Origin of the sequence: Paenarthrobacter ilicis, from assembly GCF_016907545.1 — a bacterium.
GTDB classification, from domain to species: domain Bacteria; phylum Actinomycetota; class Actinomycetes; order Actinomycetales; family Micrococcaceae; genus Arthrobacter; species Arthrobacter ilicis.
In genome coordinates this window covers 1,806,809-1,823,329 of sequence record NZ_JAFBCD010000001.1, presented here as the reverse complement: position 1 = coordinate 1,823,329, position 16,521 = coordinate 1,806,809, and the positions used below count along the sequence as shown (strand labels likewise).

13 protein-coding genes are annotated in these 16,521 nt (G+C 62.2%); 9 read left to right on the top strand and 4 right to left on the bottom strand.

Annotated features, from left to right (window positions below; genetic code table 11):
- Together JOE60_RS08330 and JOE60_RS08325 are read left to right on the top strand one after the other, a co-directional pair.
- Nucleotides 1-1,350, top strand: a complete 1,350-nt coding sequence (locus tag JOE60_RS08330) for an NtaA/DmoA family FMN-dependent monooxygenase (RefSeq protein WP_204814885.1) — start codon at nucleotides 1-3, stop codon at nucleotides 1,348-1,350.
- Nucleotides 1,347-1,886, top strand: a complete 540-nt coding sequence (locus tag JOE60_RS08325) for a GNAT family N-acetyltransferase (protein ID WP_167267000.1) — start codon at nucleotides 1,347-1,349, stop codon at nucleotides 1,884-1,886. The genes JOE60_RS08330 and JOE60_RS08325 overlap by 4 nt, the downstream gene beginning before the upstream one ends.
- On the opposite strand, the gene JOE60_RS08320 is transcribed toward JOE60_RS08325, so the two are convergent.
- A complete protein-coding gene (locus JOE60_RS08320) occupies nucleotides 1,873-2,853 on the bottom strand; it encodes an intradiol ring-cleavage dioxygenase (protein ID WP_167267002.1) in 981 nt (326 codons plus the stop codon). The genes JOE60_RS08325 and JOE60_RS08320 overlap by 14 nt on opposite strands.
- 126 nt (nucleotides 2,854-2,979) lie before the next feature.
- On the bottom strand, nucleotides 2,980-3,921 hold the full coding sequence (locus tag JOE60_RS08315; protein ID WP_167267004.1) for a LysR family transcriptional regulator: 942 nt from the start codon (nucleotides 3,919-3,921) through the stop codon (nucleotides 2,980-2,982).
- A gap of 120 nt (nucleotides 3,922-4,041) precedes the next feature.
- On the opposite strand from JOE60_RS08315, the gene JOE60_RS08310 reads away from it, so the two are divergent.
- From JOE60_RS08310 to JOE60_RS08300, 3 genes are read left to right on the top strand one after another with little or no spacing between them, the layout of a single operon-like run.
- Nucleotides 4,042-5,034, top strand: a complete 993-nt coding sequence (locus JOE60_RS08310; protein WP_167267006.1) for a DUF1852 domain-containing protein — start codon at nucleotides 4,042-4,044, stop codon at nucleotides 5,032-5,034.
- Between the two features lie 20 nt (nucleotides 5,035-5,054).
- A complete protein-coding gene (locus JOE60_RS08305; RefSeq protein ID WP_167267008.1) occupies nucleotides 5,055-6,101 on the top strand; it encodes a methionine synthase in 1,047 nt (348 codons plus the stop codon).
- A gap of 2 nt (nucleotides 6,102-6,103) precedes the next feature.
- Nucleotides 6,104-6,676 carry a flavin reductase family protein gene (locus tag JOE60_RS08300; protein ID WP_167267010.1) on the top strand — a complete coding sequence of 191 codons (573 nt, stop codon included), beginning with the start codon at nucleotides 6,104-6,106 and terminating at the stop codon, nucleotides 6,674-6,676.
- Nucleotides 6,677-8,282: 1,606 nt separating this feature from the next.
- On the opposite strand, the gene JOE60_RS08290 is transcribed toward JOE60_RS08300, so the two are convergent.
- Together JOE60_RS08290 and JOE60_RS08285 are read right to left on the bottom strand one after the other, a co-directional pair.
- A complete protein-coding gene (locus JOE60_RS08290) occupies nucleotides 8,283-8,783 on the bottom strand; it encodes a hypothetical protein (protein ID WP_167267012.1) in 501 nt (166 codons plus the stop codon).
- The gene (locus JOE60_RS08285) at nucleotides 8,780-9,496 is read right to left on the bottom strand and encodes a TetR/AcrR family transcriptional regulator C-terminal domain-containing protein (protein WP_167267014.1); all 717 of its coding nucleotides are present in this window, start codon (nucleotides 9,494-9,496) and stop codon (nucleotides 8,780-8,782) included. Before JOE60_RS08285 ends, JOE60_RS08290 begins: the two co-directional genes overlap by 4 nt.
- A gap of 109 nt (nucleotides 9,497-9,605) precedes the next feature.
- Between JOE60_RS08285 and JOE60_RS08280 the strand changes: the two genes are divergently transcribed.
- From JOE60_RS08280 to JOE60_RS08265, 4 genes are read left to right on the top strand one after another with little or no spacing between them, the layout of a single operon-like run.
- Nucleotides 9,606-12,131, top strand: coding sequence for a glycoside hydrolase family 2 TIM barrel-domain containing protein (locus JOE60_RS08280; protein ID WP_167267016.1), 2,526 nt, complete (start codon nucleotides 9,606-9,608; stop codon nucleotides 12,129-12,131).
- 51 nt (nucleotides 12,132-12,182) lie between these two features.
- A complete protein-coding gene (locus tag JOE60_RS08275) occupies nucleotides 12,183-13,463 on the top strand; it encodes an MFS transporter (protein WP_167267018.1) in 1,281 nt (426 codons plus the stop codon).
- 32 nt (nucleotides 13,464-13,495) lie between these two features.
- Nucleotides 13,496-14,437, top strand: coding sequence for an alpha/beta hydrolase (locus JOE60_RS08270; protein WP_167267021.1), 942 nt, complete (start codon nucleotides 13,496-13,498; stop codon nucleotides 14,435-14,437).
- Nucleotides 14,438-14,483: 46 nt separating this feature from the next.
- Nucleotides 14,484-16,496 carry a glycoside hydrolase family 3 protein gene (locus JOE60_RS08265; protein WP_167267023.1) on the top strand — a complete coding sequence of 671 codons (2,013 nt, stop codon included), beginning with the start codon at nucleotides 14,484-14,486 and terminating at the stop codon, nucleotides 16,494-16,496.
- Nucleotides 16,497-16,521 lie beyond the last annotated feature (25 nt).

Sequence of the window (16,521 nt, the reverse complement as noted above, 5' to 3'; positions counted from 1 at the left end):
GTGAACCAGACACTTATCCGTGAGCGCCAGCAGATCCATTTCTTCGCCTACCTCGTGGGCACCGGCATCCACCTGGCTTCATGGCGACACGAGACAGCGTTCCCTCCGGCGAGCATCGACTTCGCCCACCAGGTACAGCTCGCCAAGACTGCCGAGAACGCTAAATTCGACGCGATCTTCCTGGGCGACTCCCTCGCGATCGACGAGACGTCCAATCCGGGCATCCTCAACAGGTTTGACCCCATAGGCTTGGTCACGGCCCTTGGCGCGGTCACCAGCAACATCGGCCTCATCGCCACGTCCTCCACGTCCTATGACGAGCCCTTCAACTTTGCCCGCGCTGCCCTCACGGCGGACCACATCAGCGGCGGCCGCGTTGGCTGGAACATCGTCACCACGCGGGACCTCACCAACAGCACGGCCGGCAACTTCAGCGCCGATGAGCACTTCGACCACAGCCTCCGCTACCGCCGCGCTGAAGAGTTCGTGGAGGTCACCCAAGGGCTCTGGAATTCCTGGGATAGGGACGCTTTCCTCTACAACAAAGCGCAAGGACGCTTCTTTGACCGGCGCAAACTCAGCCGGCTGGACTATCAGGGCCAATTCTTCAAGGTCGCCGGGCCGCTGAACATCGGTCCCTCCCCGCAGCACTCCCCCTTGCTGGCCCAGGCAGGAACATCCGTCCCCGGCCAGAAGCTGGGGGCCCGCTTCGCCAACGCCCTCTTCGCGAGCCACCCCGACGTTCCGCAAGCGCGGCAGTACCGGGAGTCCGTCCGGGCTCAGGCGAAGGCTTTCGGCCGGAATCCCGACGAACTCTACGTTTACCAGGCCATCTCCCCGGTTGTGGCGGACACCCGGGACGAAGCTCTGGAACGCATCCGGGAGCTGGACAGCCTCATCACCGATCAGCAGGTGCTGGATTTCCTGCAGGAATACTTCGCCGGCCAGTTGGACTTCACGGGGCTCGGAGCAGATGCCACCGTAGCCCAATCCGGCATTCCCACCATCACGCAGCCCAGGACGGATTTCCGTTCGGCCGGGGAGCAAATCCACGGCCGGGAGGATGAGGTCACGCTCAAGGACCTCTACTCGATCCTCACGGGCGACAAACGGAATCACGACTTCATCGGGACCCCGCACCATGTGGCCGACTCCTTGGCACGCTGGCACGCCGAAGGCGCCGCGGACGGCTTCAACCTCATGTTCTCCCTCCTGCCCCAGGACCTGGAACGCTTCGCGAGCGGCGTCATCCCTCTGCTTCAGGAACGCGGCCTGGCGCGCACTGAGTACACGGGCACCACCCTGAAATCGCACCTCGGACTTCATCCGCAGCCGAAAGGACAATCATGACCACGGAACAGATAGTCGCCACCGGCACCCACCTGATTCGCCACGCCCGCCCCGAGGAGTACGACGCCGTGGGGCGGCTGACGTACGAAGGCTTCGGCCATCACCTCCCCGGCGCGCGCCAGCCCGACGAACAGCGTCTGGAACTCTTGCTGGATGCCGCGGCCAGGGCCCGGGAAGGCGTGCTGCTGGTTGCCGAGGACGTGGAGACCGGACGCCTGGTGGGCACTGCCAGCCTTCTGCCGTTCGGCTCCTACCTCAGCAGGCAGGCGCAGGAAGGCGAAGTGGAGTTGAGGCTGTTGGCCGTGCTCCCGGAGGCGCGCCGAACGGGTCTTGGCCAAAAACTCCTGGACGAGTCCGCACGCCTTGCCGCAGGTCAAGGTGCCGAGCGCGTGGTGCTGGATACCGCCGTCGACAACGAAACATCCCAACGCCTCTACAGGCGGCTCGGTTACGTCAGACGACCCGAGCGGGAGAAACCGCGCCCAGCACCAAAGGTCCAACTGGTGGTCTACACCCTGGGCCTCACCGAGGGCTGACACTTCCCGGCCCACCACCGCCAGGCGGCATTCCCCCGCCGGGGGCACCGCCCGCGGCCGGAGTTGTCGATGTGTCCACCCCAACGGTGAGCGCCACGGCGTAGCCGGAAGCGGAGTCTCCGGTAACCTGCGCGAGCTGCAGGGCTCCCCCGTCATCGCCAAAGACGTTGTCGGAGGTCAAGCTCACTTGGGCAAGGTTCGAGCTGGAGCCCGCGTATCCGGACAGCGCATAGACCGTTTCGCTGATGTCCTGCGGCAGGGCTACCTGGGACGTTGCGATTGCCTTTGATGAATCGGTGATGTCACCCACAGCGGGGTACACCTCGAAGTGGATGTGCGGCCAACGTCCCGTGTAACAGGCCGGATAGATGGACGAGTAGGTGACTTTCCCGTCGGCGTCCGCCACCTGCACTCCGCGGAGGTAGGTTTCGTTCTGAATTCCCTGGGAGTACATCGAATAGCCTCCGGCAGCATCGCAATGCCACACGTAGACCGCAGCGTCTTTGAAGGGGACATTGCCGTTGGCCATATCGAGGACCGTCAGGGTGAGCGTCATCGGAACCCCGGACGCTGACGTCCCGCCGTCGATGCTGGAGCGGATGTCGCTCCTCACGATGCCCGACTGTTCAAGAACATCCGCGCCGTTGGAACCATCACCCGGGTAGGGGCCTGCGGTCTCGTCGGGGATCTCGGACAGGACCGTGCCGCTCGCCGTGGAAGTTGCGGTGGCACTTGCGGTGGCGCTCGGACTGGCAGCGCTGCCTGTTCCGCCGGGCGAGCACGCAACAAGGGCAGCCGCGCCCACTCCGGCTCCGAAAATTCCCAGGAGAGAACGTCGGCTTACCAGCGTTCCAATGTCGAAGGCAACGCCTTGATCCACCACTTCGTCGTCGAGGCGATGGAGCGCCCGCCCCTCATAGACGGGACCATTGGGTGTGTACTCAGGTTTAGGAATTCTGCTGCTCATGATGCCTCACATGACTGGGTTTTAGGACTGACTTAAGCCTGAACCACTGATCAAAGGTACCGCTGTGGCGAACCTGTGCGCTGCCTTTGAAGGCACGGAATTGCCCGGAGCATGCGGCTGGACCGCTCAGTCGAGAAGCGCCACGCCGAACTCAGCGACGACGGTCCGCAATTCCCCCAGGTAGCGCTGCGCCTGGTCGGTCAGCGGAATGGCGGCGTGACCAATCCAGCCGATTTCGATGCGTTCGTCTACGTCAAGCGGGATGGCGACGATCTCCGGGTCGAGCTGCCCGCTGATGATGCCGGTCGATATGGTGTAGCCGTGGAGCCCGATCATGAGGTTGAAGATCGTGGCACGGTCCGATACCCGGATCTCCTGCTTGCTGGACAAGGTGGAGAGAATCTCCTCGGCGAAGTAGAAAGAGTTGTTCGCCCCTTGATCGAAGGTCAGCCGCGGCAAGCCGGCGAGGTCGTCGAGGGTCGCCCGTTTTTTCGAGGCGAGCGGATTCCTCCTGGAAATGAAAATGTGCGGATCGGCGAGGAAAAGCGGATTGAAGGCGAGCCCTGATTCCCGGAGCAGCTTGTCGATGACCTTCCGGTTGAAATCGTTCCGGTAGAGGATCCCTATCTCGCTGCGGAGCGTCCGGACATCCTCAATGATGTCCCAGGTGCGGGACTCACGCAGTGAGAACTCGTATTCGGCCACATCAGTGGCCTTGACCATCCGGACGAAGGCGTCCACCGCGAACGAGTAGTGCTGCGTTGACACCCCGAGCAGACGTCGCCGCGGTGGCCTGCCAAGGTATCGCTGCTCGAGGAGGGCGAACTGCTCCACCACCTGCCTCGCGTAGCCAAGGAACTCCACCCCGTCGGCGGTGAGGGTGACTCCGCGGGCGGAGCGAACCAGAAGCGCGCGGCCAACCCGGGCCTCAAGGTCCTTCATCGCGGCGGACATTGTCGGCTGCGCCACGTAGAGAAGATCGGCGGCCGCGGAGATCGACCCCTCAGCTGCAACTTCTATGAAGTAACGGAGCTGCTGCAGGGTCAATCCGCTCGAAATCTGGGCCATAGGAAAAGTCTATATGAATGCATAGTAACCACTAGTTACTTGATACCCCTCGGAAGGCTGCACCATAGAGACATCACCTTCTGAAAGGCCGTCTCCGGCCCATCAACGGATTGGCAGCACATGGCAGACGACTTCACCTTCAGCATCACCACCACCCCCTTCAACGAGGACTACTCCCCCTCGGAAGGCTCCCGCATCACCACCAATTTCGCCAACCTGGCACGCGGCGAGCACCGCCAAGAGAACTTGCGCAACGCGTTGACCATGATTCGGCGCCGCTTCAATGATCTCGCAAGTTGGGACAACCCGGACAGAGACCGTTACACCCTCGAGCTTGAGATCGTTTCCGTGCAGATTGAGTTCACTGCCGAAGGTACGGATCAGCAGTTCCCCCTGTTTGAGGTTCTCGACATCCAGATCGTCGACCAGCTGAATGGGGTCCGCCACCACGGAATCGTCGGGAACAACTTCTCCTCCTACGTCCGTGACTTCGACTTCAGCGTCGTACTGCCAGCGGCGTCAGCAGCCTCAGGCAAGCCCACTGTTCCCGCGGACTTCGGCGATCTGCACGGCAAATTGTTCCAGCAATTCCTCGATTCCCCGGCATGCCAGGAACGCTTCCCGCAGCCGCCAGTGGTGTGCATCAGCGTCTCCACGAGCAAGACGTACCGGCGAACGGAGAACCGTCACCCAGTCCTGGGCGTCGAGTACCAGCAGGACGATTTCTCGCTGACGGACGCGTACTTCGCGAAGATGGGGCTGCAGGTTCGCTACTTCATGCCACGCGGCAGCGTAGCGCCGCTCGCCTTCTATTTCCGCGGCGACCTGCTCAACGACTACTCCAACCTGCAGCTCATCGGCACGATCAGCACCATGGAGACATTCCAGAAGATCTACCGCCCGGAGGTCTACAACGCGAACTCCGCCGCCGCCGTCGTCTATCAGCCGAGCCTGGGAGAGCAGGATTACTCGCGGACCCAGATCGATTACGACCGCGTCGAGCGCAGTCAGCTCGCGGTCATTCAGGCGAAGTACACGGAGGAACACTTCATCACGCCCCACAAGGATCTATTGGACCAGTGGACCGCCAAATACCCCGCCCTCGTCAACTGACCCACGGAGAAACGTCAATCATGAACACACTTTTGCCCACCACCGTTGTTGGAAGCCTGCCAAAACCATCGTGGCTCGCACAGCCGGAGACACTTTGGTCCCCGTGGAAGCTGGACGAAGATACGCTGATCGAGGGCAAGCAGGATGCGCTGCGCATTGCCATCCACGAGCAGAGCCGACGCGGTATCGACATCGTCAGCGACGGCGAACAAACCCGCCAGCACTTCGTCACCACCTTCATCGAGCACCTCAGCGGCGTCGACTTTGAACAGCGCAAGACCGTGCGCATCCGCGACCGCTACGACGCGAGCGTGCCGACCGTCGTCGGACCGGTGCGCCGCGAGCGGCCGGTATTCGTTGACGACGCGAAGTTCCTCCGCGCAACCACCGACAAGCCGATCAAGTGGACCCTCCCCGGCCCCATGACCATGGTGGACACTCTTTTCGATGACCACTACAAGAGCCGCGAGAAGCTGGCCTGGGAGTTCGCTGCGATCCTCAACCAAGAAGCGAAAGAGCTGGAGGCGGCCGGCGTGGACATCATCCAGTTCGACGAGCCCGCGTTCAATGTCTTCCTCGATGAAGTAAAGGACTGGGGTGTAGCTGCGCTTGAGAGGGCGGCAGAGGGACTGCGTGCCGAAACCGCCGTGCATATCTGTTACGGCTACGGGATCAAGGCGAACACTGACTGGAAGGCGACGCTCGGCTCACAGTGGCGGCAGTACGAGGAAACGTTCCCGCTGCTCCAGAACTCCAGCATCGACATTATTTCGCTGGAATCCCAGAACTCCCATGTGCCCATGGACCTCATCGAGCTCCTGCGCGGCAAGAAGGTCATGCTCGGGGCGATCGACGTGGCAAGCGAGACCATCGAAACCCCGGAGGAAGTGGCCGACACCCTCCGCAAGGCACTGCAGTTCGTTGATGCGGACAAGCTCATCCCCAGCTCCAACTGCGGTATGGCACCGTTCCCCCGCGATGTCGCCCTGGCCAAACTGAGTGCCCTCAGCGCAGGGACGCGAATCGTTCGCGAGGAACTCGAGCGCTCCACCCCCAAGGCGTCTTAGCGATGTTTCACGCCTATCCCACCGACACATGGCTTGGGACTCAGGAGAGAACCTTCCCACAGTCCCTCTCGGCCGACGAATTCAAGGCACTGTTTCGTGGCCACCCGGGCGGAGTCGCCGTCATCACGGCCGACGCCGGCGAAGGACCGGTGGCCCTGACGGTGTCGTCGGTGGTGTCAGTGAGTGCGGATCCGCCGCTGCTGATTTTCTCAGTCTCGGCACTTTCCTCAGCGTCCAAGGTGCTGTCGCGGGCCGAAACCGTTGTGGTGCACCTGCTGGACGCGCACGACGTCCATTTGGCGAAGTTTGGAGCGACCCCCGGCGCCGACCGCTTTGACCAGACGCACCGCTGGTCGGCCCTTGCAACCGGCGAAGCGGTTTATGACGATGCCCGCGCCTGGGTGCGCTGCGCCGTCATCAATCGCATGGAGGTGGGGACCTCCACCATCATCGCCGTTCACGCCCTGGAGTCCCGCGTGATGCGTGATGTTGGAGCAGGCGAACCCGGCGACGCTCTGGTCTACCACAACCGTTCATGGCATCGTCTGGGCGAGCATTCCAAGCTTGAAGGCTGAGCGCCGTACCGACAATGCGGCGCATATGGTTGAACGAGGCCGACGGCGGGAGGGTACCTCCCGCCGTCGTGCTCCGTTAAGGGGCATGCCGTGCCCGAAGTGGGACTCGAACGGGATTCCAGGCCTTGTCATTGCTGGGAAGTGGCGGAAACATGCGGAAACCGGGCCAGACCGGTAGGTGTACGAGACAGTCCGAAGCGGAAAGTGTGGACATTGTCCACACTCTCTTTTTGTACACGTGATCGACCTCGCTTCAACTTCTTGGAGCAAGGGAGGGCAATGTAGAACGCCGCTGTCAGCGCTGACGACACGCAATCCTCGGTTGCCGGATATGCCCTCGAGCGCTGGCCAAGACCCGTTCATCAGATTGCCTCCTTTCACACGTTCATAGCGGTTCGACCTAGGCTACGACATGACCTTCTCACCCCCTTTGAAACACTTCGGTAGAGATGCCAAACGGCTGCTCCTAGAAAATTGACTTGGAGAATGTGTGATCACAGCCCCTCAGCCCGTCCGGTCCGCCGCACCTGCTGGTCTCTTGAAGCAGCCTGGTCCAGTCGTTTGCCCTGGTGTCCCCCTGTGTCGGTGAAAGTTTCTGGCACAACTCTAAACGGTGCCCCGGAGGTCCTCGTAGGGCGCCAGACGGCGATCTCGGCCACTAGCGCCGCTGCCTCTTGGGGGCAACAACATGGGCCGCCTGCAGGAACTGGCGTGAGAAGCTGCCAAACCATGCGAAGGCTGGCGAGAACCTGTCCAGCACACGGCTTCGGAGCCGGCGTGGTTCATTCGCCTCTGCCCCGGTGCTGCCGATAACGGTCGACAGGCCCGGCAGGATGGCGATCTCCTCGGGCCGCCGGCCGAAAGTCGTTGCCGCGCCGTTGATGTACCGCCGGAATGCAAGGGCTTCGTAGAGTGTCTGGGCCGCGGTGAAGATGACCTCCGCGTGTTCGTCGGCGAGACGGATCCCTGCTTTTGGAGGCGCCCGCCTGGACTACCACCGGGCGTGGGGGACCCGGGCAGGCCATGGGACTCCGCTGTGCCGGCCCAGGCCGCCACGGCCTTCGCTGTCACCTCACGCGCACGGTATTAGCGGCCGGGTCGAAGTTGGCGGCGGCAGCGGCCCCCGCCGTCGTCACGACGTTCCAGCCGAACCGCCACGCTGACGGCGTCCAGTGACGCCAGCCTCGACGCGAGCTCGCCGGCGTCGTCATAGCTCGAGGAGAACGGCAGACGCTAAGACGCGGAGGACTCGAAGCTGGCAAGATCAATTTGTTGGACGGCGCCGCTCCTGGTTGCCTTCCTCATCAACCACACCGATGCCGACGCCGAGTACCCGGCAACAGGGCTCAACCTGCTCTCCGGCGAAGCCGTCAATGGGATTGCAACCGTTCCCGCCGGCAGCACCTACATCATTCAAACACCACAGAAGTGCAGATCAACGGGCACCCTCCAATAAACGGTGTGGGCCTGGTCGAACTCCTCGCGCGCAACTGGCTACGAGCATCCGTCTGCATCGCTAATTACGGACACAACAAAATAGGTCGACGTCGCGGGACTTACCCTCGTTTTGAGGACATCTTGCCGTCTGCCATGTTTATGGCCGGGGTCAATGCACGGCGAGTTCGATGGCGAGCACCCCCAGCCCGAGTGCGCCCATGATGGCAAGTACCAGTACCTTCTGCCACGGCTTGACCCGCAGTTTCCGCACGGCGAACAGTGTCACGACCACCAGCGTGCCAACGAGGATTAGCGCTATTAGCCTAAGTCCCGGCCCCACACCGACTACACCAAGGGCGCTGAGCCCGAGGACAATCATTGGGGCGACTATCACGGCCAGGGATCCGAAGCTCACGTACATGAGGTGGGCGAGTTCCGGCCGGGATGGCAGGGCGCCGTCCCGGATCATGTGCGCGATGAGGTCTGCCACGAAGACGGCGAGCAACGTGCCAAGCACAGTGAGGAGAAGTGTGAGCGCGGCGCCACCCACTGAGGCATGCTCGGCGTCCCTTTCGAAAGCGATTGTGACAGCCAGCGCCGTAAAGGTTATGTAAAGGCGTTCTTTCAGTGCCTCTGCCCGCTGATGTGCGTTCTGTCCCCGATGGCTCATCGCGCCGCATCCAGGCGGCGTTCCATCCCCGCGATGAAGATGTCTATTTCGAACTCGAACTGAGCCTGGATGTCCTGGGGTCCATTGATCTCCAGGGCAATAAGTCCCCGGAATGCTTCGTAGCCTCCCGTGTCCTCAGCGTTCTCGAGGAGCCGACGCACTTCAGGTCCCTGCGGGTGTTCGCCAAGCTGTTGCTCCATGATGATGTCCCGGCCCACAGCCATGGCGAAGTGGGTGACGAACGCAAGCCCCCTGCCTGCGGTGGGGAGGTCGAATCCGGCACGGATCATGTGCTGCAGGACCAGTTCAGCAGGTTCGAAGACAGCAAGATTGTCGCTGTTGAGCCGGAAGTAGTTACTGACCACGTTGGTGGAGACCATGCTGTCCCGCACTGTCACCGCCCAGGCCCGGATGGCCGTTTTCCAGTCAGCGTCGACGGTTCCCCCGGCGGCATCAAAGTATGCACCGAAACCCTCTGTGAAAGTTGATTCGAAGACGTCTGCGGCCAGGAGCCGGAGAAGTCCTTCTCGGTCCGTCACGTGGTAGTTGAGGGCCTTACGGTCCACGCCGAGCTCGTCGGCGACGGCCTGCATGGTCAGCGTCGCCGGGTCCATGGTGCGGGCAACCCTGAGGATCATGCCCTGATTGATGCGCAGCGGGCCTCCGCGTTTGCGTCCCTTCGAACTCGTGCTGTCCTGAGCCTGAATAGTCATGGCACCTTTCCCAAGAATTGGTCTTGACGTGATTCGGGTTACAGTCTAGCGTTTCCCCTACGGGAAACAAGTTTCCCGCCCGGGAAACTCAAAGATGAAGGTGAACCCGTTGATTAGAAATTCTTTCGACCGTGACTGGTACGTTCTGCGCGATGGCTCGGCGCCCGACGCTGTTGTGGGTCCTGTGACGGTCCCGCATGACGCCATGCTGTTCGAGCAGCGGGACCCCAACACACGCAATGTCGGCAATACGGGCTATTACCCAGGCGGCGTTTACCGCTACAGCAAATCGTTCGACGCACCCGAGGAGTGGCGCGATAAGACGGTCACCCTTGAGTTTGAGGGTGTCTATCACCGCTCCGAGGTCTTCGTGAACGGAATACTCGCCGGAGGGCGGCCATCGGGCTATGCCCTGTTCCACGTAGCTCTGGATGAGTTCCTCAACTACGGAACCGCGAACACGATCGAGGTCATCGCGCACAATGCTGATGAGCCCAATGGACGCTGGTACACCGGCAGCGGCATCTACCGTCCAGTCCACCTCCTGGTTGGCGAACAGACCCACATCGCACCGACAGGGCTGCGGATCTCCACCGCTGCCCTGGTCGGAACGACGGCCACGGTTCTTGCCACGACCACGGTCTTCAACCGCGAGGCCACCGCACGAACGCTGGAGGTTGTGACCGATCTCTTCGATCCGCAGGACGCTCTCGTGGCAACCTCCAGGAGCAGCCTGGCCGTCCCGGCCAACGGTTCAGCCACTGCCCGCCAGTACATGGAGCTCTCCAATGCAGCACTATGGTCTCCATCGACCCCCCAGCTGCATCGGGCAACGTCGCGCCTCGTCTCTGATGCGACCACAATCGACAGCGCCGGCGAAGACTTCGGGATCCGTATGGTCACCGCAGATGCCCGCCGGGGACTGCGGATCAACGGCACCCCGGTCAAACTCCGCGGAGCCGCAATCCATCACGACAACGGTGTGATCGGAGCTCATACTCTCGACGCTGCCGATGAGCGCAGGATCCGCATCCTGAAGGAAAGTGGCTTCAACGCCATCCGCAGCGCCCACAACGCCGCCTCGCGTTCACTCCTGCGGGCGTGTGACCGCCATGGTGTGCTGGTCATGGATGAACTCACGGACGCATGGTTCCGTCCCAAGGTCCTGAACGATTACAGCCAGAACTTTGTCGACTGGTGGGAGCGCGACCTCGAAGCCTTGGTCGCGAACGCGTTCAACCACCCCTCCGTGATCATGTACTCGATCGGGAACGAAATAGCAGAGACCGCAACACCGCGCGGTACTGAGATGAACCAACGCATTGCCGACCGCGCACGGGAACTGGACTCCACCCGCCTCATCACCAACGGCATCAACGGGTTCCTGAACCTCATCAGCCCACAGGACGAAGAGAAACTGGCACAAAAGGCCGCCGCGGCGCGTGAGAGCGGCGAGAACCCGAACAAGAACCTGATCGGAGTCCTGAACCTCATCATCGGCATCCTGGACCGCATGCTGGATCGGATCGTTCGGCTCCCCGCCGTCGACAAACGAACCCGGGATGCGTTCGGCGCCCTGGACGTCGCCGGATACAACTACATGACCGGCCGGTACGAGCTCGACGCGAAACTGCATCCCAACCGAGTGATCGTCGGCAGCGAAACCCGGGCCGCACACACCGTGAAAATCTGGAAGCAAATCGAGAACCTCACCCACGTAATCGGGGACTTCGCCTGGACAGGCTGGGACTACATCGGTGAAGCCGGGCTTGCCACCAAGCAATACGGCACCACCAAACGCTCCATCTACCACCCGTACCCTGCACTGCTTGCCGGTGAACCAGTCATTGACATCACCGGATTCAGGCAGACCCAGTCCTACCTCAATGAAATCGCCTGGCACCTGGCAACCGGCCCGCACATCGCGATCGAACCCGTCAACCACTCCGGCGAGAAGGTAGTCAAAACCGGATGGCGAGCGACGAACTCCATCCCCAGCTGGAGTTGGGAGGGCTGTGAGGGCCGCGAAGCAACTGTCGAGGTCTACGCCGACGCCGCCCTTATAGAGCTGCAACTGAACGGCAGGACCATCGAATCGGCGAAATCGGGCCGGGACGGTGACTACCTGACCAAATTCACCCTTCCATACCAGCCCGGCGAACTCACGGCCATCGCTTACGACGACGACGACACCGAAATCAAGCGCCACACGCTCCGCAGCGCCCGGGAAAGCCTTCGCCTCCAGGTACAACCGGAGACAACAACGCTGGTTGCAGACGGCCATGACCTCGCCTACGTTCCCATCGAACTGACCGACAACGACGGAATCGTGAGACCGCTGGCCGATCGCACCCTCGAAGTGACCGTCGAGGGCCCCGGCACACTGCTCGGCTTCGGAACCGGAGAGGCGATCACCACCGAAGGATTCGCCTCTTCCACCCACAGGACCTTCAACGGCCGTGCACTCGCCGTCATCCGCGCAGGACACGAACCCGGCGACATCACCGTCACAGTTACCGCCGCCGGCGTTGAACCCATGCAGGTACGGATCCACACACTCAGCCCCGAGGCTGAGGCATCAGCAGACACTCTTCACACAACCGCCTCACCCGCGCTGCCTACACCTACCCACTAAGCACGCACCGTGCAAGGCTCCTGCCATGCACGAAGAACAAAGGAGTTCCAAATGTCAGAGACCATCACCGTGGTGAACCCGCCGCGGATCAAGTCCCCACGAGGCTACGTCGGCTCGTTTGCGCTCTCGTCCTTCGGCATCTACGTGGCGTTGCTCGCCCCCGTCTACGGTGGCCTGTCCGTCAAAATCCAGGAAATGTCGGGCATCGACAGCGCACCAGCACTGCTGGGCCTGCTCACCGGCGCAGGTGCGCTTTTCTCCACCGTGGTGCAGCCCGTCGCCGGCCGGCTCTCAGACCGGACCACGTCCCGCTTCGGCATGCGACGACCGTTCATCCTCGCCGGGGGCATCGGTACAGCAATCTTCCTTGTTCTTAGCGGCCTTGCCCCGACTTATCCGCTGCTGCTGATCTCCTGGTGCCTGGTGCAACTGTGCGCCAACTTCGCTCTGGCCGCCCACCACACCACCCTTGCCGACCAAGTCCCCGAAGCTAAGCGTGGTGGCGTATCGGGCATCATCGGTGCCGTAACACCGGCCGCAATCCTGGGTGGCGCTCTCTTCCTGACCCTGCTGCCCACTACCTTCCTGCGCTTCACGGTTCCTGCAATCTTCGGCCTGATCACCATCATCGTCTTCGGCATCGTCCTCAAAGACAAAGTCCGCACCGATAAGCCCGCCACGAAGATGGACCTGAAACAGGTTCTCGGCTCCTACGTGTTCCACCCCCGGAAGTTCCCGGACTTCGGGTGGGCCTGGCTGAGCAAAGCGTTGGTGCTCCTCGGGTTCGGCGCAACCTCCACGTACATCACGTTGTTCCTCGGTGCCGAGTTCGGGATGGACACCGACGCCCAGCTGAAGTTCAACGCACTCGCCCAGGCAGCCAGCATCGGCACCCTGGTGGTCTTCAGCATCCTTGGCGGATACCTTTCGGACAAAGTCGGACGCCGGAAGCCCTTCGTCCTCGCCTCCGGTCTCGTTCTCGGCCTCGGCGTCATCCTCATCGCCATCTCACCGAACTTCGGCGCCTCCGGCCTCACCGTCCTGCTCATCGCCCAAGGCGTCATCGGCATGGGAGCCGGCACCTTCTTCGCCGTGGACCAGGCCCTGTGCATCTCCGTCCTGCCCCACCAGGACGAGATGGCCAAAGACCTCGGCATCCTGAACCTCGCCGGTACCCTGCCCGGTGTCCTGGCGCCGCTATTCGCCGGCGTCGTCTTCATCCCCCTCGGCAACGCCCTCTTCGGAGGCGGATACGGGCTCTGGTTCACCATCGCCGGCGTCACAGCCATCATCGGCGGCCTGCTGGTCCTCAAGATCAAGTCCGTCAAATAGTTCTAGTGCACACCAGAGAGAAAGGACGCATCATGCCACTCGACCCTTACTTCGCAAACAAGATGAAAGTTCTTGAAAAGTTCGCCTCCGTCGCCGACGCAATGTCCAACCCGGAGACGGCCAAGGAACTGGCCATGGCATTCAAAGACACCGAAACCACAGAGCCCCCCGCCGGTGAAGTCCAGGTCACCGTGGTCGATACGCGCGAAGGACCAGTAGGCGTGCGCCTCTACATGCCAAAGAACCTGGATCCCCGCACACCGGTATTCGTGTGGGTCCACGGCGGCGGGTTCGCCGGCGGAAGCATCGACATGCCCGAATCCGACACCGTAGCCCGGGAACTGGCATTCCTTCACGGAATCCCTGTCGTCACGGTCGACTACGCGCTCTCGAACGGCACCACCATCACCTACCCCGTCCCGCACCGGCAGGTCGCCGACGTCGTCAGGTGGGTCCGGGATCACCGTCGCTTGTGGGGCTCACCCGACCGCGCATACTGCCTTGGCGGCGCATCGGCGGGGGCCAACCTCGCCGTCGGCTCGGTACTCGAACTCCGCGAACAGAACGAGGAACTTCCTGCCGCGCTCCTGCTGGTGTACCCGATGGTCCACCGCCAACTGGTGATCTCGGAGACTCTGGAGACGGGCTTGTCCGAAGCCCTGGGTCTCACCCGAATGAACCAGGGACTGGTTGATCACATGTTCAGCCTCTACACGGCCGGACAGCAGGCTCCCTACGCTTCCGTGGATGGCCACGACCTCGCCGGATTCCCGAGAACTCTCACCCTCGTCTCCGAATACGATGACCTACGCCCTTCCGGGGAAGCATTCCACGCCGACCTGCTGGCCGCTTCAGTTGACGCCGAACTCTACTTAGCCGAAGGCATGCCCCATGGTCATTTGGACCGCACCCGGCTGGTTCCAGAGGTAGGGCAAACCGTCAAACGCATGGCTTCCTTCCTCACAAGCAACTAGCCCCTCAGCCCTCTTCCACCAACCCTGACCTCGAAACGGCAGCGACATGACAACCAACGCCTCAACCACGACGTTCCCATACCAGGACCCATCCCTGAGTATCGACCAGCGCATCGAAGACCTCCTTTCACGCATGTACCTGGAGGAAAAAGCTGCGCTGATGTTCCACCCAATTCTGCCGTTCGGTGATTTCGACGCCCCCGGCATCTTCGGCCTGCCGTCGGCCCGCGTCCTGCTGGAACGCCAGATCACGCACTTCAACATCCTTCAGGCCCCTTCAGCCCAGGAAATCGCCGAGTGGACCAACGCCGTGCAGACCATCGCACGAAACACGCGGTTGGGTATCCCGGTAACGTTCTCCACCGACCCGCGGCACGCTTTCAGCGACAACCCGGCGACATCACTGCTGGCGGGCCCCTTCTCGCAATGGCCCGAAATGCTCGGCTTCGGGGCCTTGGATGACCCTGAACTCGTGGAGAAGTTCGCGGACATAGTCCGTCGTGAGTATCTCGCGGTCGGTATCCGCACCGCCCTGCATCCGCAGGTGGACATCGCCACCGAACCGCGCTGGTCTCGTGCCAGCACCACATTTGGCGCCAGCGCCGACGTCGTCGGACGCCTGGGTGCCGCGTACGTGCGGGGATTGCAAGGCAGCAGCATTGGATCCGATTCGGTATCCGGCATGGCCAAACACTTCCCAGGCGGCGGACCACAAAAAGACGGCGAAGACCCACACTTCTCCTACGGACGCGAGCAGGTGTACCCGGGCGGGATGTTCGATTACCATCTGGAACCGTTCAGGAAACTCATTGCGGCCGGCGTCTCGCAAATGATGCCGTACTACGGCATGCCGGTAGGCACTGAATTCGAGGAGGTCGGGTTCAATTTCAACAAAGTGATCCTGACCGATATCCTCCGTGACCAGCTCGGGTTTGAAGGCATCATCTGCACCGACTGGGGCATCGTGTCCCGCCAGTTCTGGGGAGTCGAAGACCTCACCGAAGAGCAGCGGATGATCAAATCGATCGACGCCGGCGTGGATCAGTTCGGCGGGGAAACCGAACCCGCACGACTCGTAAACCTCGTCACGGCAGGCCACATCACCGAAGCCCGTCTCGACCAGTCCGTCCGCCGGCTGCTGCGCGAGAAGTTCCGCCTCGGCCTGTTCGACAACCCGTTCGTCGACGTCGACGCAGCCGAGGCCATCGTCGGATCCCCCCAAGCCCGCGCCGCGGGCATCGAAGCGCAAGCCCACGCCCAGACACTGCTCAAAAACAGTGCCGGCACCGCCCACCTCCCGCTAAGTACCGACCTGCGCGTCTACGCCGAGGGAATCGACCCGAAAGTACTGCGCAAATGGGTCACTGTCGTGGCAACACCGGAAGAAGCCGACGTCGCTGTCCTGCGGCTCGTGGCACCGTGGGAGGAACGCGGCGAACCAGGTGAGCTGGAAAACTTCTTCCACGCCGGGTCCCTCGACTTCCACGACGAGGAACTTCAACACATCCGCAGCGTCGCCTCCACGGTCCCCACCGTCGTTGATGTCTACCTCGACAGACCAGCCATCGTGGCGCCCTTCGTGAACGAGGTCGGCTCACTCATTGTGAACTTCGGTTCCCACGACGAAGCGTTCGTGAAGGTCCTCTTCGGCGAACTCGAACCGCTCGGAAAACTCCCGTTCGAACTTCCTTCCTCCATGGAAGCAGTCGAAGCCAACCAGGCCGATGTCCCCAACGACACCAGCAACCCCACCTATGCCTCCGGCTACGGGCTGCGGTACCTGAACTGGACACCGACCACACCTCCCAACCGGAAAGCGAACCCGGAGGATGAACCGGCCACAGGCCGTTGGGATCTGGACCGTTCCCCGATCGGCGAGATCCTGGACGACCCGGAAAGCAGCGACATCATCGCCCGACATGTACCCGAACTCGTGGGGAACCCCATGATTTCCATGGCCCGTTCAATGAGCCTGAACGCGCTCCTTGGCATGGCCGCATCCAAAGTCGACCCCACCGTCCTCGACGAGCTCCGGAACGAGCTCTCCGCCCTGAACTGACGCTTCACCCAGCACACTTTCGCCC